At 70.4% G+C, this 26,405-nt stretch carries 25 protein-coding genes; 5 read left to right on the top strand and 20 right to left on the bottom strand.

The features are described 5' to 3' along the window. From AB0C26_RS16225 to AB0C26_RS16205, 5 genes are all read right to left on the bottom strand, one after another. A partial coding sequence (locus AB0C26_RS16225) for a DUF397 domain-containing protein (protein WP_360248275.1) occupies positions 1 to 145 on the bottom strand: 145 nt, incomplete at its 3' end. 1,340 nt (positions 146 to 1,485) lie between these two features. Continuing rightward, complete coding sequence (locus tag AB0C26_RS16220; RefSeq protein WP_360247418.1) at positions 1,486 to 2,289, bottom strand: SAM-dependent methyltransferase; 804 nt, start codon at positions 2,287 to 2,289, stop codon at positions 1,486 to 1,488. Positions 2,290 to 2,371: 82 nt separating this feature from the next. Further along, entirely contained in the window at positions 2,372 to 3,922 is a 1,551-nt protein-coding gene (locus tag AB0C26_RS16215) for a GGDEF domain-containing protein (protein WP_360247416.1), read from the bottom strand. Between the two features lie 198 nt (positions 3,923 to 4,120). Continuing rightward, positions 4,121 to 5,707: an MDR family MFS transporter gene (locus AB0C26_RS16210; protein WP_360247414.1), complete on the bottom strand. Its 1,587-nt coding sequence runs from the start codon at positions 5,705 to 5,707 to the stop codon at positions 4,121 to 4,123. After that, a complete protein-coding gene (locus AB0C26_RS16205) occupies positions 5,704 to 6,135 on the bottom strand; it encodes a MarR family transcriptional regulator (RefSeq protein WP_360247412.1) in 432 nt (143 codons plus the stop codon). Before AB0C26_RS16205 ends, AB0C26_RS16210 begins: the two co-directional genes overlap by 4 nt. A gap of 104 nt (positions 6,136 to 6,239) precedes the next feature. Here AB0C26_RS16205 and AB0C26_RS16200 point away from each other — a divergent pair, with 104 nt between their 5' ends. Then, the gene (locus tag AB0C26_RS16200; protein WP_360247410.1) at positions 6,240 to 6,836 is read left to right on the top strand and encodes a TetR family transcriptional regulator; all 597 of its coding nucleotides are present in this window, start codon (positions 6,240 to 6,242) and stop codon (positions 6,834 to 6,836) included. 66 nt (positions 6,837 to 6,902) lie between these two features. On the opposite strand, the gene AB0C26_RS16195 is transcribed toward AB0C26_RS16200, so the two are convergent. The 12 genes from AB0C26_RS16195 to AB0C26_RS16140 form a co-directional block, all read right to left on the bottom strand. Further along, a complete protein-coding gene (locus AB0C26_RS16195) occupies positions 6,903 to 8,402 on the bottom strand; it encodes a cellulose binding domain-containing protein (RefSeq protein ID WP_360247408.1) in 1,500 nt (499 codons plus the stop codon). A 78-nt stretch (positions 8,403 to 8,480) separates the two neighbouring features. Further along, a complete protein-coding gene (locus tag AB0C26_RS16190) occupies positions 8,481 to 9,044 on the bottom strand; it encodes a helix-turn-helix domain-containing protein (protein ID WP_360247406.1) in 564 nt (187 codons plus the stop codon). A gap of 21 nt (positions 9,045 to 9,065) precedes the next feature. Further along, the gene (locus AB0C26_RS16185) at positions 9,066 to 9,416 is read right to left on the bottom strand and encodes a hypothetical protein (RefSeq protein ID WP_360247404.1); all 351 of its coding nucleotides are present in this window, start codon (positions 9,414 to 9,416) and stop codon (positions 9,066 to 9,068) included. Positions 9,417 to 9,427: 11 nt separating this feature from the next. Continuing rightward, positions 9,428 to 10,426 carry a UDP-N-acetylglucosamine 2-epimerase gene (locus tag AB0C26_RS16180; RefSeq protein ID WP_360247402.1) on the bottom strand — a complete coding sequence of 333 codons (999 nt, stop codon included), beginning with the start codon at positions 10,424 to 10,426 and terminating at the stop codon, positions 9,428 to 9,430. A gap of 198 nt (positions 10,427 to 10,624) precedes the next feature. Then, the gene (locus AB0C26_RS16175) at positions 10,625 to 11,395 is read right to left on the bottom strand and encodes a hypothetical protein (protein ID WP_360247400.1); all 771 of its coding nucleotides are present in this window, start codon (positions 11,393 to 11,395) and stop codon (positions 10,625 to 10,627) included. An 89-nt stretch (positions 11,396 to 11,484) separates the two neighbouring features. Continuing rightward, positions 11,485 to 12,069, bottom strand: a complete 585-nt coding sequence (locus AB0C26_RS16170) for an ATP/GTP-binding protein (protein ID WP_360248273.1) — start codon at positions 12,067 to 12,069, stop codon at positions 11,485 to 11,487. Between the two features lie 22 nt (positions 12,070 to 12,091). Further along, a complete protein-coding gene (locus AB0C26_RS16165; protein ID WP_360247398.1) occupies positions 12,092 to 12,553 on the bottom strand; it encodes a DUF742 domain-containing protein in 462 nt (153 codons plus the stop codon). Then, positions 12,550 to 13,014 (bottom strand): roadblock/LC7 domain-containing protein, encoded by a 465-nt coding sequence (locus AB0C26_RS16160; RefSeq protein WP_097317486.1) that lies wholly within the window; start codon positions 13,012 to 13,014, stop codon positions 12,550 to 12,552. Before AB0C26_RS16160 ends, AB0C26_RS16165 begins: the two co-directional genes overlap by 4 nt. Continuing rightward, positions 13,011 to 15,872 carry a nitrate- and nitrite sensing domain-containing protein gene (locus AB0C26_RS16155; protein ID WP_360247396.1) on the bottom strand — a complete coding sequence of 954 codons (2,862 nt, stop codon included), beginning with the start codon at positions 15,870 to 15,872 and terminating at the stop codon, positions 13,011 to 13,013. The genes AB0C26_RS16160 and AB0C26_RS16155 overlap by 4 nt, the downstream gene beginning before the upstream one ends. Further along, entirely contained in the window at positions 15,859 to 16,950 is a 1,092-nt protein-coding gene (locus AB0C26_RS16150; RefSeq protein ID WP_360247394.1) for a hypothetical protein, read from the bottom strand. The genes AB0C26_RS16155 and AB0C26_RS16150 overlap by 14 nt, the downstream gene beginning before the upstream one ends. A 503-nt stretch (positions 16,951 to 17,453) precedes the next feature. Beyond that, complete coding sequence (locus tag AB0C26_RS16145; protein ID WP_360247392.1) at positions 17,454 to 19,124, bottom strand: DUF885 domain-containing protein; 1,671 nt, start codon at positions 19,122 to 19,124, stop codon at positions 17,454 to 17,456. A 19-nt stretch (positions 19,125 to 19,143) separates the two neighbouring features. Further along, positions 19,144 to 20,202, bottom strand: a complete 1,059-nt coding sequence (locus AB0C26_RS16140) for a PHP domain-containing protein (protein WP_360247390.1) — start codon at positions 20,200 to 20,202, stop codon at positions 19,144 to 19,146. A gap of 38 nt (positions 20,203 to 20,240) precedes the next feature. Between AB0C26_RS16140 and mtnA the strand changes: the two genes are divergently transcribed. Further along, positions 20,241 to 21,194 (top strand): S-methyl-5-thioribose-1-phosphate isomerase, encoded by a 954-nt coding sequence (gene mtnA, locus AB0C26_RS16135; RefSeq protein ID WP_360247388.1) that lies wholly within the window; start codon positions 20,241 to 20,243, stop codon positions 21,192 to 21,194. Here the strand turns inward: mtnA and AB0C26_RS16130 are convergent. Both AB0C26_RS16130 and AB0C26_RS16125 read right to left on the bottom strand, forming a co-directional pair. Next, positions 21,161 to 21,748, bottom strand: a complete 588-nt coding sequence (locus tag AB0C26_RS16130; RefSeq protein WP_360247386.1) for a DinB family protein — start codon at positions 21,746 to 21,748, stop codon at positions 21,161 to 21,163. The two genes, mtnA and AB0C26_RS16130, sit on opposite strands and share 34 nt — an antisense overlap. A gap of 30 nt (positions 21,749 to 21,778) precedes the next feature. After that, complete coding sequence (locus AB0C26_RS16125) at positions 21,779 to 22,726, bottom strand: prephenate dehydrogenase/arogenate dehydrogenase family protein (protein ID WP_360247384.1); 948 nt, start codon at positions 22,724 to 22,726, stop codon at positions 21,779 to 21,781. A 125-nt stretch (positions 22,727 to 22,851) separates the two neighbouring features. Here AB0C26_RS16125 and AB0C26_RS16120 point away from each other — a divergent pair, with 125 nt between their 5' ends. Continuing rightward, positions 22,852 to 23,979 (top strand): PQQ-binding-like beta-propeller repeat protein, encoded by a 1,128-nt coding sequence (locus tag AB0C26_RS16120; RefSeq protein WP_360247382.1) that lies wholly within the window; start codon positions 22,852 to 22,854, stop codon positions 23,977 to 23,979. A gap of 74 nt (positions 23,980 to 24,053) precedes the next feature. Here AB0C26_RS16120 and AB0C26_RS16115 read toward each other — a convergent pair whose 3' ends face one another. Then, on the bottom strand, positions 24,054 to 24,821 hold the full coding sequence (locus AB0C26_RS16115; protein WP_360247380.1) for a M23 family metallopeptidase: 768 nt from the start codon (positions 24,819 to 24,821) through the stop codon (positions 24,054 to 24,056). A gap of 376 nt (positions 24,822 to 25,197) precedes the next feature. Here AB0C26_RS16115 and AB0C26_RS16110 point away from each other — a divergent pair, with 376 nt between their 5' ends. Together AB0C26_RS16110 and AB0C26_RS16105 are read left to right on the top strand one after the other, a co-directional pair. Further along, positions 25,198 to 25,464, top strand: a complete 267-nt coding sequence (locus tag AB0C26_RS16110; RefSeq protein ID WP_360248271.1) for a hypothetical protein — start codon at positions 25,198 to 25,200, stop codon at positions 25,462 to 25,464. A 419-nt stretch (positions 25,465 to 25,883) separates the two neighbouring features. After that, positions 25,884 to 26,402, top strand: coding sequence for a tRNA adenosine deaminase-associated protein (locus tag AB0C26_RS16105; protein ID WP_360247378.1), 519 nt, complete (start codon positions 25,884 to 25,886; stop codon positions 26,400 to 26,402). Positions 26,403 to 26,405: the final 3 nt, after the last annotated feature.

Raw genomic sequence — 26,405 nt, 5'->3', positions numbered from 1 at the left:
GGTCCCGAGAGTTGCGCATGGCCACGTCACCGTTCGAGAGAACGGCAGCCTCGACGCAGTTGCCGCTGGGGTTGCTGCGCCGGCTCTTCTGCCAGGTGACACCCTCCAACTGCCCGGCGGGGATGCCGTTAACCGCGTGCGTCATGTGAAGCTCCCTTGGTTTGCTCCGGTCGGGGATCGTCCGGAGGCAGATGCTCTCCCCTGAGCAATCAATGCCTCACACGTTGTGCAAATGCACGTGCATTTGGCCTTGCGTACTCACGGGATTGTGAGCATGATAACGCACGTACGCATACTCTTGGGGGTCACTAAGGGTGACATCTTTGAGTGACTGATCGGTCGCGGAAACGGCGTCTGCGGCCTCGGCGCGAGGCTCCTTGGCGGGGGCGTCCGAGCGAGAGGTACCACAATGTCCGTTCCCAACATCGGCCCGGAGCACTTCGGGGCCGACCCCGAAGGGGCCGAGGGTTCGCGCCGGGGCAACCCGGCACCGCTCTACCGTGACGAGACAGTGACCGACGACGTAACCGCGGCATCCACCCGCGCGAGCGCTGTGACCCACCGTTTCGGGGGGATCAGGTACGCCCTGACCCGCCCCGGAACCCCGGCGGCGGACCGCCCGCCGTCCACTGAGGAGGATGGTTCCGACACACACGAGTGACCAGTTGTCGTCATGCCTCAGCCACGAATGTCCCACGCGCGGCCCGGCGGTCACGCACGGTCGGCGGCGGCACGGCTCGATTACGCCTCGTGAGGCGGAGTTCTTCTATGTGCTGCCTAAATACCCGTTATTGGCGCACTGTAAACAACTGAATTGGTGGACGTGACGCCGTAACGCCCACTCCAGCGCCTCTGGGCGCCGCCAGGCTCCGGCCGGGCGGTCCGGTTCCCCCGTGCCGGATCGCTCGGCCGGTTGGCTTCCCACCCGCTTCGCGATGCGGCCTTCGCGCCCGCTTCGCGATGCCGCCTTCGCGCCGGCTTCGTGACGCCGCCTTCGCGCCGGCTTCGTGACGCCGCCTTCGCGCCGGTTTCGTGACGCCGTCTTCGCGCCCTCTTCGCGCCGGCTTCGCGACGCCGCCTTCGCGCCCGCTTCGTGACGCCGCCTTCGCGCTCTGTCCAAGTCGGCAGCAGACGGCGAGGCCCAATAAACAGACGGGGCTTGGGAACGTCGAGGCTTTCCGCACTTCGGGCTCGTCGGCTCGGCTCAGCCCTCATCGGGCACCGGTGTGCCTTCGGGCAGCGTCTGGCCGAGCTGGTTCTATGGCTTTCAGGCGGCGTCGGCTGGGCTTCCCGCGCCGCGCCGCGCGGGTTTACGGCTTTCGGGCCTTGCCATGGCGGCCGGGCGCTGTGCGCTGGGTGGCTTACGGCTTCTGCGCCGTGTCGGGTGGGCACGCGGCTTCCGCGCCGCGTTCACGGCTTCCGCCCGCACGGGCGGGTTCTGGGTGGCGCGTGCTGGGCCCAGGGCCTGCGGCGGCGGTGGTGGGTTTACGGCTTTCGGGCTACGCCGGCCCAGTAGTAGGCGGCCTGGGGGTTGTCGATCTGCTCGTCGGGGCGCCAGCTTGAGACGGGCACTACGCCCGGCTCCAGCAGCTCCCAGTCGCCGAAGAGGCGTTCGACGGCCTCCTTTGTGCGGGCGACCAGAGTCATGCCCGCCCCGGTTGCCGCGGCGACCGCCTCGGCCACCTCGTCGGGGGCGAAGTCGGCCGTTGGGTGAGTGATGGCCAGGCAGCTGCCGGAGGGCATCGCGTCGCGCAGGGCCGCCACGCTGGACCACGGGTCGTCCCGGTCGGCGATCAGCATGAGGATGGCGATCAGGGTGAGGCCGATCGGCTCGTGGAAGTCGAGCGTTTCCCGCAGGACCGGATCTTCGAGCAGTGAGGCCGGATCGCGGATGTCGGCCGAGATGTACTCGCTGCGGCCCTGCTCCGTGCTGATCATCAGGGCACGGGCGTGTACCAGCACGATCGGGTCGTTGTCCACATAGACCACCCGGGCCGTGGGGTCGATCCGCTGGGCCACCTCGTGCAGGTTGGGGCGCGTCGGTATGCCCGTGCCGATGTCGAGGAACTGGCGGATGCCTTCCTTCTCGACCAGGTTGCGGGCCGCTCGGTGGACGAACTTGCGGTTTTCGCCGGCCATGTAGCGCATGCCCGGGATCGCCTTGATCATGGCGTCGCCGACGGCGCGGTCGACCGCGAAGTTGTCCTTGCCGGCCAGCCAGTAGTCGTAGATGCGGGCGGAGTGCGGCACGTTGATGTTCACGCCGGGGGGTGCGACCTCGTCGTCCACGACCGTCTCCTCTTCGCCGAGCGGGGTTCCGTCGGTGCGGAGTACAGCGTAGCGGTCCTAATTGATCAAATTCAGTGCCAGCTCAGGCCGCCGCGGCGTGGCTTCCGCGGTGGACCACGCGGTCCCGGCCGGCGTGTTTGGCCGCGTACAGGTTGCGGTCGGCCAGCGACAGGACGTTGTCGCTCTCGGTCTCGGCCAGCCCGGCGACGCCGACGCTGATCGTGACCGGCAGGCCCCGGGTGAGCGAGGCCCAGTCGTAGCGGCGTACCGCCCGGCGGATGCCGTCGATCTCGGCGGCGGCCCGGGCGACGGAGCGGCCCGGCAGGACCATCACGAATTCCTCGCCGCCGAGCCGGGCCACGAAGGCCTCCTTGCAGATCGCCGCCAGCTCCGTCTCGAGGAGTTTCGCGACCTGGACGAGTACCTGGTCGCCGACGTCGTGCGAGAGCTGGTCGTTGATCCGCTTGAAGTGGTCGAGGTCGATGATCGCGACGACCAGGCCGGGGTCGGTGTCGATCAGGCCGGGCAGCTGCTCGTCGAGGTAGCGGCGGTTGCGCAGGCCGGTCAGCGGGTCGCGCCGGGCCTGCTCGCGGAACCTCTCGGCCTCCTGGCGGGCCTCGGCCGTCTCGAACAGCGCCTGCCGGGTGCGGGCCTGGGCCTCGCGCTGCCGGGAGTGCAGGTTGGTGAAGGCCGTGAAGAAGATCTTGTGGGTTTCGTACGCCTGGGCGAACTCGCCGCGGGCCGCGTGCAGCTCGGCCTGCTCCTGATGCACCCGCACCAGCACGTCGGCCAGTTCACGCTCCTCGCACAGGCTGCGGCAGGCGTCGAGGCTGGCCTGAGCCCGGTCGTACGCCTCGAGGCCGCGCTGGGCCCGGGTCAGGGTGAGCAGGTATTCCGGGAGCGCGTCGGCGTCGTCCTCGCGGCCGGCCAGATGACGGTCGATGCAGGCTTCCAGTGTGCGCTCGGCCTCGGCGTACCGGCCCCGGCCGATCTCGATCAGGCCGATGGTGTCGAGCAGGGAGGCGTCGAGCTCGAAGCCGTGCTCGGCCGCGTGGCGCTGGAGGCGCTGGGCGACCCGCTCGGCCATCTCGTGGTTGCCGGCGGCGTACTCGGCGTACGCGAAGTTGTTGAGGACCGCGAGCCGCAGGTCCTGCCGCCCGTACTCGATCGCCAGCCGTTCGGCCTGCTCGAAGCGGTAGCGCGCGGCGTCGATGGAGTGGCTGAAGGCCAGCGCGTCGGCCAGCTTGACCCGGTGCCAGACGCGCATGTGGTCGGTAGCCGTCTCGTCGAGCAGCTCGACGCTGAGCACGGCGTGCTCCAGGCACTGGGCCGGGTCACCGAGGTGGCGGTGGATGTTGGACCAGACCAGGTGGGTACGGGCGGTGAGCTGCCGGGCGCCGTTGTCGACCGCCCACTGGTGCACCTTCCAGATGCGCTGGGCCGCGCCCGCGACGTCGCCGGCGCGCATCCGCAGGTTGGCCTGGCTGAGCCGGGCCCGGGTGGCCAGCAGTTCGTTGCCGAGCAGGCGGGCCTGCCGTTCGAGCCGGACGGCCCGGTCGAGCATCGCCTCGGCGTCCCAGTTGATCTCGTCCTCGAGTTCGAGCAGCGCGGCGGAGAGACTCTTGGCGTCCACCGGCCACCTCCCTTTCCCTTCCGACTATCGGCAGCGCGGGCATGGGGATGAGGATGATCAGCGCTCCGCTTCCGAAGGTTAGCTCTGTGTTAGCCCTGAGTTCCATGTCTACCGGCGTGACGATTGTCGCCACTGCTGTAACGAGCCGGATACAGAAAGATGCGGCACCCTGCGGGGTGCCGCATCTTCGAAGGGAAATCAGCGGGCGAGCGCCTCTTCCTTGGTGGGCGTCGAGGCGGCGGGGGCGTCGACGTCGACCGTGGTGCGCAGTGCGATCGGCTTGAGGAAGGCCGCCGCCACCACACCGACCACCGCGACCGCCGCCGAGATCAGGAAGATGTGGCCGGTGGCGTCGCCGTACGCGGCCCGGACGATGTGCTGCACCGCGTCCGGCAGGGCCGACAGGTTCAGCGTGCTGACGCCGCCGCCGGAGCTGCTGCCGCCCGAGACGCCGGCGTTGGCCAGGTCGGTGGTGATCGTGTCGGTGACCCGGCGGGCCAGGACGGCGCCCAGGACCGAGACGCCGATCGTGCCGCCGAGCGAGCGGAAGAAGGCGACAGTGGAGCTGGCCGCGCCGATGTCCTTGAGCGACACGGTGTTCTGCACAGTCAGGACCAGGTTCTGCATCGACATGCCGACGCCCGCGCCGACCAGGAACATCGAGGCGCCGACGTACCAGAGCGGGGTGTCGTGGTCGAGGAAGGAGAGTCCGGCGAAGCCCGCGACCAGCACGATGGTGCCGGCCAGGATGTACGGCTTGATCTTGCCGTACTTGGTGATGAGGCGACCCGAGATGGTCGACGAGATCAGGATGCCGCCCATCATCGGGATGGTCAGCAGGCCGGCCTCGGTCGGGCTGTAGCCGCGGCCGATCTGGAAGTACTGGCCGAGGAAGACGGCGCCGCCGAACATCGCCATGCCGACCGAGAGACTGGCCAGGATGGCCAGGGCGGTGTTGCGCTTGGCCACGATGTCGAGCGGGACGACGGGCTCGGCGACCCGCTTCTCGGTCCAGACCGCGGCGGCCAGCAGGACCAGGGCGCCACCGACCATGGCGGCGCTCTGCCACGAGATCCAGGCGAACGAGCTGTCGACGAACGAGACCCAGACGAGCAGGACGCTGACGCCGGCCGCGATCAGGGACGCGCCGAGGTAGTCGATCTTGACGTTGGCGCGGCGGATGACCTCGAGGTTGAGGGTCTTCTGGAGGACGACCAGCGCCACCACGGCGATCGGGGCGCCGATGAAGAAGCACCAGCGCCATCCGAGGTCGCTGTCCACGATCAGGCCGCCCAGCAGCGGGCCGCCGACGGTGGCCAGGGCCATGACGCCGCCCAGGTAACCGTTGTAGCGGCCGCGCTCCCGCGGCGGAATCATCGCGGCGATCGCCACCTGGACCAGCGCCTGGACGCCGCCCATGCCGAGGCCCTGGAACGCGCGGGCGGCGATGAGCTGACCGGCGGTCTGTGAGAAGCCGGCGATGATCGAGCCGAGCACGAAGACGACGATGCTGATCTGCACAAGCAACTTCTTGCTGTACAGGTCGGCGAGCTTGCCCCAGATGGGCGTCGAGGCGGTGGCGGTCAGCAGGGTGGCGGTGACCACCCACGTGTACTGGGTCTGTGACCCGTCGAGCGCGCCGATGATCGTCGGCAGCGCGGTCGAGACGATGGTCGAGCTGGCCATCGCGACGAAGAGCACCAGCAGGAGGCCGGAGAGGGCCTCCATGATCTGGCGGTGTGACATGGCGCCCGGTCGGGCGCCGGTGATGCTTGGGGCGCTCATCGCGCAGCCTCCATCAGATCGTCGGTGAAGCGCTGAAGCATCGTCGAGAGGGCGCGTCGCTCCTCGGGTGTCCAGTCGCGCAGGGCATCGGCAAGCTGCCGATGGTGGTAAGTCATGACGTCGTCGAGGACCTGCCGGCCCCGATCGGTGGCGGCGAGCACCGCGGCCCGGCCGTCGGCGGGGTCGGCGGCCCGCTCGACGAGTCCGGCCTTGACCAGCGCCGCCACCGAGCGGCTGACCGTCGAGGGGTCGAGGGCGCACTCGGCGGCCAGCGACTTCACGTGGGTGCCACGGCCGGTGGCGATCATCGCGAGGGGGCCCAGCGTGCCGGGCGGCAGGGCCGCGCTGTGCGGGGCCAGCCTGCTCTTGAACACGCGGATGGCCCGGAGCAATTCCTGCATCTGCGTCGACAGCGCGTCATGGTTCACGGTCGCCCTCCCCGTTTGATTGCCACATGCAACTATCCGCTCAACATGCCCAGTGCGCAAGTTTTCTCATTGAGAAGCGAGTCACACGCCGGTACTCTCATGTCATGAGCACCACGGCCGAGCCCGGACTGCGCGAACGCAAGAAGGCCGCGACCCGTCAGGCCCTGCATGACGCGGCGATGCGGCTGGCGATAGAGCACGGCGCCGACCGGATCACGGTCGAGGCGATCGCCGACGAGGCCGGCGTCTCCCGCCGTACCTTCTCGAACTACTTCAGCAGCAAGGAAGAAGCCTTGCTGTACGGCGACTATCAGCGCATCCACTCGATGATCGCGCTCGTGCGGGCGCGGCCGAGCGGCGAACCGGCGTGGGCGGCGCTCACCGCGGCGGCCCACCAGTTCTACCTGGAGCTGGGTGACGTCGACCCGCAGTGGGTGGCGCGCAGTCGCCTCGTGCGAACCCAGGCCTCGCTCGTGGGGGCGCAGGTGCAGACCTTCGCGGCGCTCGAGCGCGAACTCTCGGCCGAGATCGCCGTGCGGTTGGGCGAGGACCCGACGGGCGTACGGGTGAAGATGACCTCAGCCGCTTTTCTCGCGGCCCTGCGGGTGGCGTTGCACATCTGGCTCGACCGGCCCCCGGGCACGAGCCTGTGGGACCTGGTCGCGGAGGCGCTGGCCGAAGCGGGACGCGGGTTCGCCTGAACCAAGAAGCGTGACTCCGGGTGGGGGCCCGGAGTCACGCTCTTCTTGGGGATGGGAAGAGGGTTGTCAGCCGGTGAAGCCGGCGAAGATCTTGCTGAAGTCGAACGGCGACTGAGCCACGTTGGTGCACTGGAAGAGCGCGCCGGTGCAGGCGTTCTTGTCGCGGTTCGTCTCCCACATCGAGACGAATCCGATGTGGTTGGTGCTGGCGAACGCGACCAGGTCACGGGCGTCGGCCAGGCCGAAGACGCCGTTGTCGTCGTTGACGCCGATCATCGGGGTGACGCCGACCATCTTGAAGGCGGCCGCGTCGCTGTTGCCGTAGAGCGACTTGATCTGGTCCTTGGTGGACTTCACAGCCTGGATGGCCAGGTCGCCGTAGTCCTGACCGGCCCGGCCGTAGTCCATCGCCATGATGTTGACCAGGTCGAGGTCGACGCCGGCGTTCTTGGCCGAGCGGACCACGTTGAGGCCGTCAGCGGTCAGGCCCTCCGGCAGCACCGGCAGGGTCAGCGAGATCTTCAGGCCGGGGTTGGCCTTCTGCAGCGCGGCCAGGGCGGTCGAGCGGCGGGCGATGGTGGTCGGGTCGGCCACCGCGGCGCCCTCGATGTCGAGGTCGATGTATTTGAGGTTGTACGCGCTGACGACGGCCTGGTACTCGGCCTGCAGCGCCGAGACGCTGGTGCAGGCCTGGGCCAGCTCGATGCCGGTGGCGCCGCCGAACGAGACCTTGACGTCGCCGCCGCCGGAGCGGACCGCGGCGATCTGGTCGGCGAACTGCTTGGCCCGCGGGTCGAAGGCGTTGAACCAGCTCGCCTTGCAGCCGGCGCTGGTGACGAAGGCCAGGCTGAACGACTTGGTGTTGCCGCTCTTGCCCAGCTGCGCGAGCGTGGTGGTGCCGTTGGAGAGCAGTCCCATGTCGACGTACGGCGCGAAACCGACATTTCCATTATTTCCCACGGGAGGCGCGGCGGTGGCCGGCGGCGTCGTGGGTGCCGTGGTCGGGGCGGTGGTCGGGGGCTTCGTCGGGGTGGTGGTGGGAGCGGTGGTCGGCGGCTTGGTGGGAGCGGTGGTGGGCGGCTTGGTGGGAGCGGTGGTGGGCGGCTTGGTGGGTGTGGTCGTCGGGGCCGTGGTCGCCGTACCGCCGCCGCAGGAAGCGCCGTTGATGGTGCAGCTCGTCGGGGCGCCGCTGCCGGTCACGATGAAGCCGAACTGCGCGGTCGCGCCGGCCGCGATCGTCGGCGCGTAGCCCGGGTTCTTCGCCGTCGACACGCCGTTCGAGGTGGTGACCGTGGCGTCCCAGAAGCTGCCCAGCTTGGCGCTGGACGGCAGCCCGAAGGCGAGCTGCCAGCCGGTCACCGCCGCGCTCGTGCCGTTCGTGATCGTGTAGCGGGCCTGGTAACCGCTGCCCCAGTCGCTGTCCTTGCTGAAGGTGGCGGTGAGGCCGCCCGTCGCGGCGGTGGTGCCGGCCGGGGTGGTGGCCGCGACCGCCGCGCCGACGCCGCCGGCCACGGCGAGGACCGCCGCCGAGGCGTAGATGGCCAGACGCAGACGGCTGCGTTGCATGGGTTGACTCCGATCGCAGGGGGTGACGACGGAAGTCGAGTCTCGTCCGCTGCGCGTTAAATGACCTTGCTGAGTGCCTTAAACATCCTTAAATGACAGGCCGTCAACAATTAGTGACAGGTGCCTTCTCCACACCGCCGGATCGGTCGAGCTGCGCAGCACCCCGGCGTTGGCCCGCATGAGCAGGCTGATGTCCTGCCGGGTGAAGTCGGCACGGAGCCGGCCCGATTCCTGCGCCCGGCGGATCACCTCGGCGGCGCCGCGCTGCGCGGTGGCCTTCAGCGTGATCAGGCGCTCGTCGTCGTCGAAGCTGCTGGTCACCAGGATCTCGGACAGGCCCCGGTCGGTCGCCTGGATCTCGAAGAGCCGGCTCACATATCCGACGAAGCCCTGCCACGGATCGGGATCGGCCAGCGCGGCCTCGGCCAGCTCGACATAACCGGTCATCTGGCCGGCGAAGACCGCGGCGATCAGATCACGCCGGGTCGGAAAACGGCGGTACAGGGTGGCATTGCCGACGCCCGCGCGCCGGGCGATCTCGTCGAGCGAGGCGTCCAGGCCCTGCTCGCCGAAGACCTCACGGGCGGCGGCGAGCAGAGCAGCGCGGTTACGCTGCGCATCGGCTCGTAGTCGATCTGCCATGGTGCAAAGGGTAACGGCGGCCTACTGCTCGTAGAGACCGGGGAAGAAGCGATCGGTAGCGGTCACGTCGTACACCTGCCGCACCTCGGTGATCCGGTTGTTCTCGATGCCCAGGAACTCGATCATGCGGACCGTGCCGAACGGCGCCACCAGGTCGTAGAGCAGCGCCGCGCCGTCGTCGGCGTGGGTCTGCTCGACCACTGTCACCGTGTCGGCGAAGGCGGCGATGCGGTGCAGCGTCTGCACCAGTTCCTCCTCGTCGACCGGGGCGTCGAGGTTCCACTCGATCTCCGCGTCGGGCGCGAGCAACTGCCGCGCCGCGACCCGGTCGTCGCTGGTCCACGACTTCGTCCAGAAGCTGACGACGTCCATCGCGCTCTCCCTCATCGGGCCACTCCCGCCACCGGACGGGCGGGCATCGGGTCGGGGAACTGGCCGTGGCCGAGCAGGGCGGCGGTCGCCTGGGCCACGCGGTACGAGGCGAGCCCGTCGCCGTACGGGTTGCCGCCGGCCGCCATCGCGTCGCGGCGGATCCGGCTGTCCAGCAGCTCGGCCACCGCGCTGGTGATCGCCGCCGGGTCGGCCGCCACGACCCGGACGCTGCCGGCGTGCACGGCCTCGGAGAACTCCGTGCCCTCGGTGATGGCCAGCACGGGCGTTCCGAAGGCCAGCGCCTCCTCGAGCAGGTCGCCGTCGTCGGTCACCACGACGTACGCCTCGGCCAGCGTCCGGACCTGGTCGGGGCGGAGGACCTCGAGATCGGGGTGGCGGGCGGCCAGGTAGCGCAGGGCCGGGCCGATCGCCTGGGCCCGCTCCGGTGGCACGCCCAGCACGACGCGCCGCTGGTGCGGACGGCGGCGCAGCAGCTTGCCGGCCGCGTCGGCCGCCGTGCCGCCGGTCAGCAGCAGATCGCCGGCCACGACCCGCTCGTCGAGCAGGTTCATGGCGGCCAGCGGAGTCGCCGCCAGGTGCACGGTGGCGACCTGGGCGAGCAGCCGCCGCCGGCTTTCCCCGGCCGAGGCCGCGAGCAGGTCGCCGTCGCGCCGGCCGGCGTCGATCTGCATGATCGGAATCCGCCGCCAGAACGCCGCGAGCGCCGCCGGCAGGTCGTCGCGGATCACCACCGCGTCCGGCGTGCGCCCGGCCCAGAGCGCGTCGAACCGGCGTACCGTCTCGGTCTGCCCGGCCGCGGACGGCAGGGTGATCTTCGGGGTGAGCCGGAACCGCTCCAGGGTCGCGTCGACCGCCGCCGGGTCGGCGCCGGTGGCCACCAGTACCGGCGTGAGCCGGCCCTGCTCGCGCATGGCGAGCGCGACCGGTGCGAGCCGGAACGCCTCGGCCGGTGTACCGGCGACCAGGTGAACTTCGGGCAGCGACGACATCGAACTCTTCTCCGGGGCAGGCTGGGGGAGGGCCGCGTCGAACGCTATGCAGTTACGCACCGTGATTCAAGACCGTCACCCTGAGTGCTGGAGGAAAGTGGCCGATCGGCCCAACCCAGACATGTCAGACGTCGCCGATAGCGCTCAAATCGGGCACTACCGGCCGAGCGCTGGTCGCGATGGCGACATTACGGTGAGTTATTGTTGCTCGAGCAGAGTGGGATCGTCACGCAACATCGCGGCGAGCCGGCGGGCCGCCATCTCGGTCTCCTCCGGGCGTTCCACCTGGAGCGGCACCGGTTTCGGCAGGGGTGTCGGGGTGATCCGGCGGGTCGTCTCCTGCGCCTGCTCGGGCACGGGCGGCGGCGGGGTCGCGGCGAACGGATGCGGCGGGTACTGATCGCGGGCGGACGAGGCCATGCCGAGGTCGCGCAGGCGGGCGCCGAGATCGCGGGAGGACTCGCCGACGTCGTGCGCCGGGATGCGCTGCTCGGGCGCCGGCGGCTGGTCGAAGCTGCCGTACTGCCGCTCGGCCGTGTCGGACTCGTCGTAATAGGGCTGCTGCGGCGGCGGTGGCGGCGTGTAGCCGTACCGCTCCTGATCGTCGTAGCTCGCCGGAGGGGGTGAGGCCGGCATGGCCGACCAGGGCCGCTCGACCGGCTCGCCCACCTCGATGTCGGCGTCAGCGTGCCGGGGTGCGTCCACGTCGGCCGGCGCCAGGGCGGCCGCGTTCTCCGCGTTCACCTGGACCTGGCCGTCGGCGACGTAGAAATGCAGCAACAGCGGTTCGCCGGCGCCCTCGACGCCGACGCTGACGCCCAGCTCGGGGTGGCGCCCGATGACCCCGGCGACCGCCTCGACCAGCTCCGTCACGGCGGCTGGGGTGCCGGTGGCCTCCCCGGCGGCCCGCCGGCGCAACTCATCACGGCGCGCCAGCTTGTCGAGCGCGTCGTCCAGTCCGCCTCGCACCTGATCGTCCTTCCGTAGCGGGTCGCCTTCCACTGTGCCCGCTCTGAGGCCGATTTGGGAACCTCGATCTGAGCGACCCGCCGCACACCCTACGTCGCCTTTTGACGAATGGCCTTGTCGAGGGCTTGATCCAGGACGACCAGGAGGGCGTCCCGTACGGAAGCTCGGAAACGCGCGTCATACGCGAGGACCGGAACGTCCTCCCGTACGGCCAGGGCCCAGCGCACTTCGTCCAGGCTGTACTGCATTTGCCCGTTGAAGGTGTTGACGCCGACGACGAACGGGAGCCCGGCCTTCTCGAAGTAGTCGACAGCCGGATAGCAGTCGTCGATCCGGTTGGTGTCGACCACGACGAGCGCGCCCAGCGCACCCTTGATCAGGTCGTCCCACATGAACGCGAACCGCGTCTGACCCGGCGTGCCGAAGATGTAGAGCTTCAGCGTCTGGTCGATGGTCAGCACGCCGAAGTCCATGGCGATGGTCGTCGTCGTCTTCGTCGATCCCAGGCCGGGGTTGTCGATGCCCACCGACGCCGAGGTCATCTCGGCCTCGGTGGTCAGCGGGGCGATCTCCGAGATGGCGCCGACTGTCGTCGTCTTGCCCACGCCGAAGCCGCCGGCAACGATGATCTTGACCGGGACCGGCGCCTTCCTCGGCCGACCCTCGTTGCCCAGTGCGGCCCCGCCGTAGGCGCGGTTAGGTGATTGCTCGTAGTCCACGGATCACTCGCATGATGGTCTCAGGGTCGGGGGTGTCGTTGTCCAGCACGTGCACGTCGAGCTGGCCGGCGGCGCGCAGGTCGCCGACGAGGATGCGGGTGACGCCGAGGTGCAGGCGCAACCGTGCCGAGATCTCCGCCACGGAGACGGGCTCGACACACAGTCCCACGATGGCGCGCATCTCGGGTGAGAGACGGACGCGGTTCGCGGCTGGGTTGACGGTCACCTGGGTTTCCATCCCGATCTCGGGATCGGCGCCGTCGGTACGCCCGGACGTGATGACGAACGGGCGGAGAGTGGCGGTCGGATCAGTGGCCGGGGGCACCTCTTCGCGCGGAGCGGGTCGGTAGCCACCGGCCGACTGGTGACCGGACTGCAGGAAGGGCCGGACACTCGGCCGAGCCGGGTGTGCCGGGTCGTCGGGGTCCGGATAGGTCATTGCTGAACGGCGTTCTTCAGCTCGGCGATCAGGCGCGGGCTGAGCGCGCCGCCCGCCCTCGTCGCGAAGAGCGTCATCTCGTACGCCAGGGTGCCGAGGTTCGCCGACCGGTCGGCGATGACCCCCAGCACCGAGCCGGCGCTGATCGCGGTGACCAGCAGGTAGCCCTCGGCCATGTCGATGATGACGCGGTTGAGCGAGCCCAGCCGGTACCAGCTCGCGGCGCCGCCGGCCAGGCTCGTCAGGCCCGAGACCACGGCGGCCAGGCGCTCGGCGTTCGGCCGGTCCTTGATCGCGGACATGGCCATCAGCAGACCGTCGGAGGACACCGCGATCGCCTCGATGACGCCCGCTGTGCCGGACGTGAACGAGTCCAGCAGCCAGTTGAAGGTCTTGGCCTCCGCGCTCAGCTGGGGCTGGGCATAGCCGTGGCCGGTTTCGGTCGAGTAGGGGGAAGTCATCGCGGTTGTCCCTCGGGTTGTGGCTGAGTTTCGTTCAGTGCGAGTGCGACGCCGTACTCGAACTGTTCCATCAGGGCCCGGGCCTGATCCGGATCCAGCGGCAGGCTCGGACTTGCCGGCGGCGGGTAGTTGGGTTCGTCCCGCGGCAGGGTGGCGCCCGGTACCCGCCGGGCGAGCGGTGCGTGGCCGGCCGACGGCGGCGCGGTCATCTGGGTCTCGGCCGCGTCGAACTGGGCGCGGCTCACACCCGCCTCGAAGTCGTCGAACGCCGAGCGGGCGGCGAGCGCGTCGTCCGGAGACGGCAACCGGGAGGGCAGCGTGGGCGCGGCGGTCTCTTCGGGAAGCTGGCTGCCCGGCACACGACGGCGCAGCGGCGACCCGTTGCCGGGTGCCGGCGGCGGCGGCGCCTCGAAGGCCGTGGGGCTGTTGTGGCGGTAGTCCTCCTCGGGGGTGCGCTGAGCCGGGATGACCGGAGTGGCCGGGATCGCCGGCATCGCGGGCGGAGCCTCCACGGCCGGGGTGTTCCACACCGGCGGGGCTTCCACGGCCGGCGGGGTGCTCCACGTCGGCTGGGGGGCCGGGGCGGGCTGCTGGTGCCAGGCGGACGGGCCGGCCGCCGGCAGCTCCGGCATCGCCGCCGGGACACGGCCGGCGACGGGCGCGTTCAGCTCGTACGCCGGGTCGACCGCCGGCGGCACGACCGGCTGGGCGATCGGCTGCTGGTACGCCGGTCCCGGCGAGTAGACCGGCTCGGCCTCGTAGACCGGCTCCTCGAGGGCCGGCGCCACCCGGGCCGGCGAGAACGCGTTCCACGACTGCCCGGTCTCGAGGGTCCGGGTCGCCCGCTCGAGCACGTTCGCGTCGAACGGCTGCTGGCTTCCCGGCACCGAGGCCCGGGCCGCCGATCCGGCGATGACCTGGGCGAACTCGGCGGTGTGGTAACCCTGCGGGGCCGCCGGCGCGGCGACCGACGGGAACGGGGCCATCTCGGGGGCGACCATGCTGGGCACCCGGGCGATCAGGTGGGACGGGTTGAGGTCGACCCACGCGGTGACGCCGCCACCGGGCGTCTCGGTCAGGGTCACCTCGATGCCGTGCCGGCGGGCGAGCCGGCCGACCACGAACAGGCCGAGCACCTCGGAGGGAGCCAGGTCGAGCCGCTCGCGGCGGGTCAGCCGGGCGTTCTCCTCGGCCATCCGCTCGGGCGGCATGCCGAGACCGTTGTCCACGATGGACAGGCGGGCGCCGCCGCGGAGCTCGGTCGCGCCGACCACGACCCGGGTGTGCGGCGGGGAGAACGCGGTGGCGTTCTCCATCAGCTCGGCCAGCAGCAGGGTGAGGTCGGCCAGGACGGCCGGCACGACCACGATCTCCTCGGGGACGTCGACGTCCACGCGGGTGTAGTCCTCGATCTCACCGAGGGCGAGACGGACGACGTCGACCAGCGGCAGCGGCGCCATGTGCTCGTTCGCGCCGGCGCCACCGGAGAGCACGACGAGGCTGGACGCGTTCCGGCGCAGACGGCTGGACATGTGGTCGAGCCGGTACAGCTCGCCCAGGCGGTCGCTGTCGGTCTCCCGGCGCTCCAGGTTGTCGATCAGGGCCAACTGGCGGCCGACCAGGTTCTGCGTACGGCGGCCGACGTGCGCGAACATCTGCGCGACGTTGCGCCGGCCGACGACCTGGCGCTCCACCAGCCGTACGGCGGTGGTCTGCACCCGGTCGAACGCGCGGGCCAGGTCGCCGATCTCGTCCTGGGACTCGACGTCGACCGGGTCGAGCCGGATCGGGCGTACCGACTCGGACTCGTCGTCGGCGACCTTCTCGAGCTCGGCCTCGGCCGCGCGGGCGATCCGGTCGGCCGAGACGGTGAGGCGGCGCAGCGGCCGGGCCACCGCGCGGGCCATGAACAGGCTCAGACCGACCACCAGGAGCAGCAGCAGGAACGAGCCGCCACCGATGAGGAAGGCGTCACGGATGGCCGCGTCGCGGTTGCTCGTCACGATGGCCTGCACGTCGGCCGCGACCCGCTTCTCCACGAAGCCACCGAGCACCAGCACCGAGCGCAGCGACGGGAAGAGCGTCTCGATGTTCAGCAGCGCCACGGCGTTGCCCGGGTCGGTCGCCGCCAGCTGGAAGAAGTCGGCGCCCACGCGGGAGGTGAACGCGTCCTGCGCACCCAGGTAGAGCTTGTACTGGGTGTCGGTGAAGAACGCCTGCGAGTTGGCGATGACCTGCTGGATCTGCACCAGCGTGGAGGAGAACAGGCCGACCAGGCCGGGCTCCTGTTTGACGATGGTCGCCGCGGTCAGATAGCCGGAGGCCTGGCTGATCAGGTCGTCGGTGCGCAGCGCCTGCTCGAGGGCGAACAGCTGCCGGCCGACACCGGTCTTCAGGTCGGCGGTGGACGAGAGCGCCACGCCGTTGATGATCGGGGTGATCCAGGTGGTGAACTCGGTGACGATCACGTTGGGGTCGATCGCCCGGTTCAGCACGTTCTGCCGGGTGTTGTCGAGCTTGGACGCGTTACGCAGGGCCCGCGCGAGCTCCTTGGAGACGGTCACGTCGTCGTCGACGCGGGCGACCGCGTCCTTGGCCCGCGCGCTCTGCACCGCGAGCGTCGGCTGGTCGACCAGCCGGAACAGGTAACCGACGGAGAGCAGGCGCTCCTCCTGGAGCTCCTGCACGGCCGTGCCGACGCGGCCGGCCAGCTCGACCGTGTCCGACGTGGACTGGGCCTCGGTCGCCGCGTCGATACGGTTGATGATGATCGGCACGCTCAGCGCCACGACGCCGAGCAGGGGGACGAGCACCAGCAGGGCGAGTTTGCCCAGGATGCGGAATTTACCGAAGAGCACCGGATCGCTCCCGCTGTGTCGGGTCGAGCTCGCCGTAGGCCGGGATCTGGCCGTACGGGTTGGTTCCGTAGGCGGGGTTGCCGCCGGGCTGGCTCAGCGCGACGTCCCGGGTCGACTCGCCGGGCTGACGCGGAGCCGGGGCGGGCTCGGCGGCGCCGGCCTCGCGACGGCGGCTGACCACCGGCCAGGCGACCGCGCCGAGGACCAGGAGCAGGGCGAGCACGCCCATGATCACTGCTTCCGTGCGCCGGTAGTTCAGCGAGCTGAGCCGGTCGTCGAGCAGGCGGTCCATCTCCTTGAGGGTGATGCCGGAGAGGGTGCTCAGCGCCGTCTGGAGCGTGCTCTGCGCGGTCGACATGGTGGCCACGTTGACGTTGGTGAGCGAGGCGCCACGGGTCATCGACTCGACGCCGCGGCGGAACGAGTCGAGGGAGCTGACCAGGCTGCCGCTCAGCGTCGGGCTGCTGGTGTTGTCGACGGCGGCCTGGAGGTTGTTGGTGAGCTTGTTCACCGAGTCCTGGACGGCCAGGACCTCCTGGCCGAACTGGACCCGCAGGTTGGCGGCGGCGGCGCCCTTCGCGGCCTGGAGCAGGTTGGCCTGGTCGCCCATCCGGTTGACCCGGATGACCGTGGTCGGCATGTCGACCGCGGTGGCCTCCTGGAGGTTGGAGATGTCGCTGTCCGGGTCGCGGTTGAGCTCGGCGTTGCGGCGGACCGTGACGTACAGCTCGAGGATCAGGTCGGTGACCTCGACGTGGGCCGCGTAGACGGCGGTACCGCCCTTGACCGTGGCGAGCTTGCCGATCTTCTGCTGGAGGTCGGCCCAGCGTTGCTTGGTCTTCAGCTCGTCGCCGAGGCGGTTGTCCACGTCCGAGACCTTGGCCACCGCGGCCTTGAGCGAGTCCGGCGGCTCGGCGACGCCCTGGATGGCTGTCGACTCGGACTCGGCCAGCGAGCTGACCAGCGGCGACAGGGCGGTGATGTACTCCACGCCCTTCTTCTCCAGCTCGGTCTGGTCGCGATGGTCCGCGTTGTCGGTCCAGACCCGGCCGAAGAGCACCGCCGTCGGCACGAGCACCAAAACAGTCAAAATCACCGCGAGCGCGGAGCCTAAACGGGTTCGCCGGCTGTTCATTGCTTTTCGTCCTCCGCCATGCACACGCGATGAGCCGTTGTGACGGCTACTTTCCGTAGCCGGTTGGGCGCACGGATCCGGGCCAATCTATCCGAGAAAACCTCAAGAAACGCCTTTCCAAGGGACAGATCTCTCTCGGCTGATCGGGGGATACAGGGCCCGGTCGCTGTAGTTGTAACGAGCGTTCAGTTTCCGTTACCTGGGTTATGAAGCCCCAGCCCACACCGGTTCCGGAAGCAGGGAAAGTTACCGCGGCGATGGTAACGGCAGACCGGCGGTACGAGAAGCCACAAGATCCATAATGCGTACCCGATAAGACCCGCATCTATTAAACGGTGAGTAGTGGATCGAGTGCTCTGCGCCAAGAAGTAGCGCTGTGTTGTGGTGCGGATACGGCAGAAACGGGCTTTTCCTCAGACGCGGACTGAGGAAAAGCCCAAATCAGGTCAAAGCCGTGCAAGTGCCTTGCGGAGCGGGTCCAAGCCCAGGCCACCGAGGTTGAGAGCGTCCCGGTGGAATGTCTTCAAATCGAAATCAGCACCCTTGCGCTGCTTGGTCTCCGCACGGGCCTGGAGCCAGATCCGCTCGCCGATCTTGTACGAGGGGGCCTGGCCCGGCCAGCCGAGGTACCGCTTCCATTCGAAGCGCAGCGTCTTCTCCTCCATGCGCGTGTGCGCGCGCAGGAAGTCCCAGCCCAGCTCCGGCGTCCACCGCTCACCCGGGTGGAAGCCGAACGGGTTGTCCCGCGGGATCTCCAGCTCCAGGTGCATGCCGATGTCGACGATCACCCGGGTGGCCCGCAGCGCCTGCGCGTCGAGCATGCCCAGCCGGTCACCGGGGTCGGCCAGGTAGCCGAGGTCGTCCATCAGCCGCTCGGCGTACAGGGCCCAGCCCTCGCCGTGCCCGGAGCACCAGCAGAGCAGCCGCTGCCAGCGGTTCAACGTGTCCGCCCGCAGCAGCGTCTGGCTCACCTGAAGGTGATGGCCGGGCACGCCCTCGTGGTAGACCGTCGTGACCTCGCGCCAGGTCGAGAACTCGGTGACGCCCTCGGGAACCGCCCACCACATGCGGCCGGGACGGGAGAAGTCCTCGCTCGGGCCGGTGTAGTAGATGCCGCCGTCGCTGGTCGGGGTCAGGCAGCACTCGATGCGCCGCACCGGCGGCTCGATGTCGAAGTGCGTGCCGTTGAGGTCGGTGATCGCCTTGTCGGCCAGCGCCTGCATCCAGTCGCGGAACGCCTCCTTGCCGGCGATGTTGCGGGCCGGGTCGGCGTCGAGCGCGGCCACCGCCTCGTCGATGGAGGCGCCGGAGCCGGCGATCGCGGCCGCCGTGCGGCGCATCTCCTCCTCGATGCGGAAGAGCTCGGCGAAGCCCCACTCGTACGTCTCCTGGAGGTCGACCTTCGCGCCCAGGAAGTACTGCGAGGCCAGCTCATACCGCTCCAGGCCGGCGGCTTCCTTGTCGCGGCCCCGCGGCGCCAGGTCGCGGCGCAGGAACTCGGCGAAGTCGGCGGTGGCCGCGGTGGCGGCGTCGGCGCCCCGCACGAGCTCGGCGGCGAGCGCGCCGCCGGCCTCCAGCCGGCCGGCCAGACCGTGGTAGAAGTCGTCACGGTCCGGGTCGGTCCAGGCGTCGCACTGCTCGGCGACGGCCAGCATCTGCGCCCGGGGGCTGACGTTGCCCTTGTCCGCCTCCTCGAGCAGCGTGCGCTTGTACTGCTCCAGGGCGGTGGGAAGGTCGTTGAGCCGGGTCGCGATGTTGGCGATCGCCTCCTCGCCCTCGGCCGGCATCACGTCGAAGACGCCGCGCAGGGCGTGGATGCCGCTGGAGATCACGCTGATCGCGCTCGCCGTCTGCCCGGCGTCGGCCTGGGCGAGCTCGAGACCGAGCCGCTCCAGCATGGCGTCCTTGGCGACCTGCTCGGACTCGTGCTCCGGCTCGATCAGGTCGAGGTCGGTCAAGGTACGCCGTACGAGCTCGGTCTGTGCCTCGAAGCCCTCGGGCGAGAAATCGTCGGTCTTACCGTCATGTCCGGCGATGCCGGTGTAGGTGGCGCCGATCGGCGTGAGCTCGGCCCACTCGTCGACGTAGCGGTCGGCCAGATCATCAATTCGTCCCACGGGCCGACCCTACGGGACTTCAGGCGTGGCTCGCCGTCCACTCGAGGAGGCGTTCCATCTCCCAGGTGTTCACCACACGCTCCGGCGGTACGCCGCACAGGGCGGCCCGCTCGCAGCCGAAGCGCAGCCAGTCGAGCTGGCCCGGAGCGTGCGCGTCGGTGTCGATGGTGAACAGGCAGCCGGCCTCGACCGCGACGGTCAGCATCCGTTTCGGCGGGTCCAGCCGGTCCGGTCTCGAATTGATCTCGATCGCTTTGCCGTGCTCGACGCAGGCGGCGATGACCTTGTCCAGGTCGAACGTGCTGGGCGGCCGGGTGTGCCCGGCCCGGTGCCCCCGGTCGCCGCCGCCCGCGGCGGCCACCTTGCGGCCGGTCATGTGGCCGAGGATGTCCAGGTGCGGGTTGGCCAGCGCGTTGACCATGCGCTTGGTCATCCGGGGCGACTCGTCGCGCAGCTTGCTGTGCACCGAACCGACCACCACGTCGAGCCGGGCCAGCAGCGCGTCCTCCTGGTCGAGCGAGCCGTCGTCGAGGATGTCGACCTCGATGCCGGTGAGGATCCGGAAGCCCTCGGGCAGCGCGTCGTTGAGCTTGGCGACATGGTCGAGCTGGCGGCGCAGCCGGGCCGGCGGCAGGCCGCGGGCCACCGTCAGCCGCGGCGAGTGATCGGTGAGCACGAGATATTCGTGGCCCAGTTCGACGGCGGCCAGCGCCATCTCCTCGATCGGTGAGCCGCCGTCCGACCAGTCCGAGTGCGCGTGGCAGTCGCCGCGCAGGGCCTCGCGCAGCGTGGCGGCGGCGCCCTGAAGATCCGTACCCTCGGTGGTCCGAAGCCGGCGCAGATAGACCGGCTCCTCGCCGGCCAGGGACTCGGCGATGCAGCGGGCGGTGACGTCGCCGACGCCGGCGAGCTTCGCGAGCGTGCCCGCGGCGGCCCGCTCGGCCAGCTCGTCCGCGGACAGCGCGGCCACCGTCGCGGCGGCCGAGCGGAACGCCTTCACCCGGTACGTGGCCTCGTTCGCCCGCTCCAGCAGAAAAGCGATGCGCCGCAGGTCCGCGACCGGATCACGAGAGGACATGCCGACCAGCCTAAGCGCAGCCTGGCTAGCATCGCCGCATGCGGACGATCGACTGGGTTGACGGGGCCATCGAGATCATCGATCAGACGGCGCTGCCGGGTGAGCTGCGGATCCTCCGGCTGCACACGGTCGGTGAGCTGGTCGCGGCCATCCAGTCGCTGGCCGTACGGGGTGCGCCGGCGCTCGGCGTGGCCGGCGCCTTCGGGGTGGCGCTGGCGGCCAAGGTGCACGCGGACGACCCGGCGGCGCTGGCACTCGCGGTCGAGCGGGTGTCGGCGGCCCGGCCGACCGCGGTGAACTTGGCCCGCGGCGCCCAGCGGGCCGCGCGGCGGCTGCCCTCCTTCGAGGCGGCGCTGGCCGAGGCGTGCGCCGTCCGCGACGAGGAGATCGCGGCCTCGTCGGCCATGGCGGCCCGCGGCGCCGACCTGCTCGTCGAGCTCTGCGGCGACCGGCCCCGGCTGCTGACCCACTGCAACACCGGCGGGCTGGCGGCGGTCACCCTCGGCACGGCGCTCGGCGTGGTGCACGAGCTGCACCAGCGCGGCCACCTGGCCGGCGTGATCGCGAGCGAGACCCGGCCGCTGCTCCAGGGCGCCCGGCTCACCTCGTGGGAGCTGTCGCAGTGGGGCATCGAGCACCGGGTGGCGGTCGACTCGGCCGGGCCGTTCCTGATGGCCCGGGGCGAGGTCGACGCGGTGATCCTCGGTGCCGACCGGATCTGCGCCAACGGCGACGTCATCAACAAGGTGGGCACCTACGCGCACGCGCTCGGCGCCCGGCGGGCCGGTCTGCCGTTCGTGGTGGTCGCGCCCGAGTCGACGGTCGACCCGGACACGCCGACCGGCCTCGACGTGCCGATCGAGGACCGGGGATCGGCGGAGGTCACGCCGTGGGCCACCGCGGTGAACCCGGCGTTCGACGTAACCCCGTACGACCTGGTCACCGCGATCGTGACCGATCAGCGGGTGATCAGGCCGGCCGCCACGGCTTGAGCCAGTCGGTCTCGGGCCAGCCTTCGGCGGCCGCCATCAGCGGGTAAGCGGTGGCGCCGTCGACCGTCGACCGACTCCCGGATGATGTCGGCGTGGCCGGTGTGCCGCGCGGTCTCCTGGATCAGGTGCAGCAGCACCCAGCGCAGCGTCCAGTGCGTCATGTCCTTGCTGTTCCACGGCACGGAGTGGTCGATCGGGATCTGATGCCCGAGGTCGCCGATCTCGGTCACGGTCTTCTCGGTGCGCGCGGCGATCCCGTCGTACCGGGTGAGCACGTCCTCGATCGACTCGTCGTCGCGGAGGCGGAAGTTCTCGGCGTACGCCTGATAGTCAAGCTTTTGCCGTTCGCCCCGGACGTCGCTGATCCAGCCCTCCTCGGTGGCGGCGCAGTGCTTGATGAGGCCGCCGATGCTGAGCGCGCTGGCGGACGGGGCCGCGCGCAGCTGCTCGTCGGTGAGGCCGTACGCGGTCAACCGCAGCACGTACCGCATCTGGGCGAGATAGGCGAGAAGGCCCTGCTGCTCGTTCTCGATGGCGCCGACCTGACCTGGCATGACTTGCTCCTCTCGGGGTTCAGTCCGAACCTAGGGCGTATTGCGGTCACTTTCCGGCCGGATTGCTTCGACGGTTCTGCCGTTCACCGCGGCGACCCATCCGCCGGCTCGGCCGAGCTCCAGCAACGGGCCGATCTCGAGGGGGAGCTCGATCACGTCACCGGCCCGGGACGGCCAGGCCCGGCGCAGGGCGACGGCGGGGCGGAGCGCGGGAACCAGGGCCTCGACCGGATCGGCGGACGCCAGCAACCCGCGTACCTCCTGAAGCTCGGAAATCAGACGGTCGAGCTCGGTGCCGACCGCCGACGCGTTGCCGCCGCACATGGCGGCGATCAACTCGGCTCGGGTCGCGGCGACGCGGGTGCCGTCGCGGAACGAGCCCGCGGCGAGAGCGCCGGCCAGGGGATTGCCCTCCAGCTGGCCGGCCAGGGCGGTGGCGAACAGGTGCGGTACGTGGCTGACCTGGGCCACCGCACGATCGTGCTCCCCGGCGGTGATCGGGACGACGCGGGCGCCGAGCCCGGTGACCAGGGCGGCGAGGGTGAGCCAGTCGTCGAGGCCGGTCTCGCCGGGCTCGAGGCAGAGCACCCACGAACAACCGGTGAAGAGCGCGGCCTCGGAGGCGGCGAAGCCGGAACTCTCCTTGCCGGCCATGGGATGACCGCCGACGAACCTGGGGAGATCCACACTCAGCGCGCGGACCGGGCCCTTGACCGAGGTGACGTCGGTGATCAGGCCGGGGAATCCCCTCAGCTCGTCGACGACCGGCGGCAGGGCCGGCAGCGGTACGGCGAGAACGACGAGATCCCGCCCCTCGACGGCCTCGGCGATCGACGTGGCGGTGGTGAAGCCCTCGCCGTCGGCCGCCTCGCGGGTATCGGGATCGGCGTCGTAGCCGATGACCTGGTGGCCGGAGGCGTCCAGCGCCCGGAGCACGGAGCCACCGATGAGGCCGAGTCCCACGACAGTCACGTTCACGCTGAGCACCTTGACACACCCCCGCTTGATCATCCTTTTGGCCAGGTCGGGGTCACCCGACTCTGCTGGGAGTTTGGTCCGTTTTGCGCCAGGTCGGGCGAGGGCTCGGCTCATACGGTTATCTCGTGACTTACCGGGGGAAAACGCTCACGACGGTGTTCATCGCCGTCCTCCTGTCCCTGGCGGCGCCGGCCTTCGCCCAGGGCTCCGACGCCATGCCCAGCTTCAACGGCACCGTTCTGGCCGTCGCCTACTCCGGCAACATCGTGTACGTGGGTGGCGACTTCACCGCCGCGATCGTCAACGGCAAGCCGGTCGCCCGGGGCCGGCTGGCCGCCATCGACGCGCGCAAGGGGACGCTGCTGCCCTGGTCACCCGTCGCCGACGGCCGGGTGAAAGCCCTCGTGGTGAGCGGTACGTCGATCTACGTGGCCGGTGACTTCGCCGCCGTCGACGGCGAGAAACGCGACAGCCTGGCCCGGCTCGACCTCGCGACCGGTGCCGTGCACAGCACGTTCAAACACACGATCGCCGGGCGGCCCCTCGCCGCTTACGCCGCGCACGGCCGCCTCTACCTGGGCGGGACGATCACGGCGGTGGACGGTCAGGCCCGCGGCCGGCTGGCGGCCTTCAACCTGAACACGGGCGCCCTGGACAAGCGCTGGCTGCCCACGGCCGACGATCAGGTGGAGACCATCGCGGCCGGCGGCGGCCGGGTCTACGTCGGCGGAAAGTTCCACCGGGTCAACAGCGTTCCCGGGTACGACCGACTGGCCGCCCTCGACCCGGCCTCAGCCGCCCTGGTCACCACGTTCAAGCCCAAACCCCCGGTGATCACGTACGCCTTGGCGGTCACCGCCGACACGGTCTACTCCGCACACGGCGGCCAGGGCGGCCGGATCAGCTCGTACACCCCCGCGGGCGCCCTGCGCTGGTCGGCGACCTTCGACGGCGACGCCCAGGCGGTGACGGTCCTGGGCGACACGGTCTACGCCGGCGGCCACTTCGACCGGGCGTGCAGCACGGCCCGCACCGGCGCCCAGGGCACCTGCGTCGACGGCGCCGACAACCGCGTCAAGCTGGCCGCCCTCGCGGCCGCCGACGGCCACCTGCTCGACTGGACGGCCGACGCCAACGGGGTCGAAGGCGTCCTGGCCCTGGCCAGCAACCCGCGCTTGAAGACCATCGCCATGGGCGGCGCCTTCACCACCGTCGAGGGCCGTCAGCAGAAGCGCTTCGCCCAGTTCAGTTAGCCGCTCTTTCTCCTGATCTTTTCTCCCGGCCGCGCGGGGCCGCATCCATCGGGCGAGGGTGCGGCCCCGCGCTTTCACGCCTTGCAGTCGTGCGATCGGTTCCAGGCGGCGACCGTCGCGACCGGGCTCTTCTGGCCCTTCTTGCGCCAGGAGTCGAGGAACGTCGCCGGCCAGATGACACCGCGGCGAACCTTCCAGTCGCCGACCTTGGCGCACGGCGGCGAGATGCCGTAGTGCAGGTGACAGACGCCGTTGGCGTTGCCGGTGTGACCGACCTTGCCGAGCGGCTGACCGGCGGAGACGCGGACGCCCTTGGTGATCCCGCTCTGCACCTTGCTCAGATGCGACCCGTAGTAGCGGACCCCGTCGTCGCCGAGCAGCGACACCGACAGGCCACCGTTGTTCGGCCCGTCCGGCGATCCCTTGACGTACACGTCCTTGAGACTGATCTCCAGGACGACGCCGCTGGTCGTGGCGACCACCGACTCACCGCAGTCGGCGAAGATGTCGGTCGCCGGGTATTTGGAGTGGGTCGGGTGGTAGTCGACATTCGACGCCTTGACCGGGAAGACGTACTTGACCGTGGTCGTGGCGGCCTTTGTCGGCGAGGTCTTCGTGGGGGTGGGCGCCGCGCTGGACGGCACTGCCGTCGCCGTCGCCGAACCGGGCGCGGCCGCCGCGGGAGGAGCGGCCGGGTCGGCGCTCCCGCTCGCGCTCGCCGTCACCTCAGGCTCGATGAACTGCGGAGTCGCCGTCGCCGACGGTGAGCCGGTGACGCTGCCGCAACCGGCCAGGCAGACGGCCAGGACGGTCAAACCGGAGAGGGTACGGAACAAAGGCACCGGGCCATCCTGGCAGACGAGCACCCATCCTGCCGACCAGCCTGTGGACGACGGCGGCGCCTGTGGATAACCCGCTCCGCGGCGGCGGGGGTGGATAGGCTGGCACTCACCGGACGGCACGCCCCGCCGCCGGCGCCGACGCTGGAGGTGGACGGTGACCAACCCGAACGACCCCTGGCACCCAGCCGCGCCCGCTTCCTCCGCCGCCCCTTCGCCGGCGCCGGCGCCGGCGTCCGAGCTGCTGCAGCCCGCCTTCTCGCCGGCCGGACCCCATGCCTCCGCCCCGTTCGCGGCGCCGCACAGTGCGCAGCTTCCGGTCCGGGGGTCGGGCCTCTTTCCCGGGCCGTCTCGGCCCACCTACCGCGAGCCCCATCCGGTGAACGCCGGCCCGCTGCTGGCCGGGATCGGGTCCGCCGCGCTGTGGATGGTGCTGTTCGGCACACTCGGCCGCGACCTCGCCAGCTATGCCTGGTGGACCATCCTGGCCGCGATCAGCGCGTGGGGCGTGGCCGTCGTGCTGACCTACCTCGGCGACCGCGGTGTCGCCGTCGGGGTGGCCCTGTCCTCGGGCCTGGGCCTGTCGATAGCCCTGGCCTTCGTGGGCGCCCGCTGGATCACCACCGAGGATTGGCCCCTGTGGTGACAAACCCCTAGGCGGTGTGGTCTTGGCTACATCAAGTCCCGGTGATTTTGTCCGATCTTGACCGGCTTGTCGGCGACCAAATGTGCCTTCGTGGTTGCGGTGCGCACTTGGCCTTGACGAACGGTTTGTGGTCGGCGAATCTCGGCTTCATGGCCCCCTCACCGCCCCGGCTCGACCCCGATCGGCGTCGCCGTCGTCTCGAGTTGCTGGCAGCTCTCGCGAGTGCGAAATCGGCCCGGGAGAGCACCCAGCCGCAGAGGCTGCGCCGGGCACGTCTCCGGGAGCTCATCGCCATGCGTCGTCGCCTGGTGAACTGACGTTTGACCTGACTTCGCCCGCCGTCAAGGCGTGGCGCGCCGCACCTGCCGTTCTTCCCGCTACCGTCACTCGCTGAAGACAAAAGTCGCGTGGGGGGAAACTTGTCGACATTCGCTGCCGCCGTAGCTCGGGGCAAGAACGGGTGGACGGCGTCCGAGCTGGACCTGACCGGTCTGGCCGACATCGACGAGGTGGTCGACGCGCTGCGTGATGTGGAGCCGGACGCCGACCTGACGTTGCTCTTCGTCGAGAGCGACGACCAATATCTCGCTGTGCTGCGCCTCGACGAGGGCGAGGACCTGCGGGTCTTCGGCTCCGACTCGGCGTTCGTGGACGAGTCGCGGATCGGCGCCGTGCTGCTCGGCGAGATCGAGACGCCGCCGGCCCTGGAGATCGACGATCTGGCCGCCGGCGAGGACGAGGACGAGGACGACAAGCCGGCCGCCGATCCCGACGCCGATCCGGTGGGCGACGCGGACCTGCTCAACGACCTCGGCGTCAGCGCCCATCGGCTGCTGGCGCTCTGCGGCATGGAGGGCATGTTGCCCTCCGACGTGACCGCCGAGATCTGCCAGCGGATCGGCTGCGGCGACGAGATGGAAGAGCTGCGCGAGGCGTGAGCC

This window comes from Actinoplanes sp. NPDC048796, from assembly GCF_040650035.1.
Taxonomy (GTDB): Bacteria; Actinomycetota; Actinomycetes; order Mycobacteriales; family Micromonosporaceae; genus Actinoplanes.
This window is presented reverse-complemented; position numbering and strand designations above follow the sequence as displayed.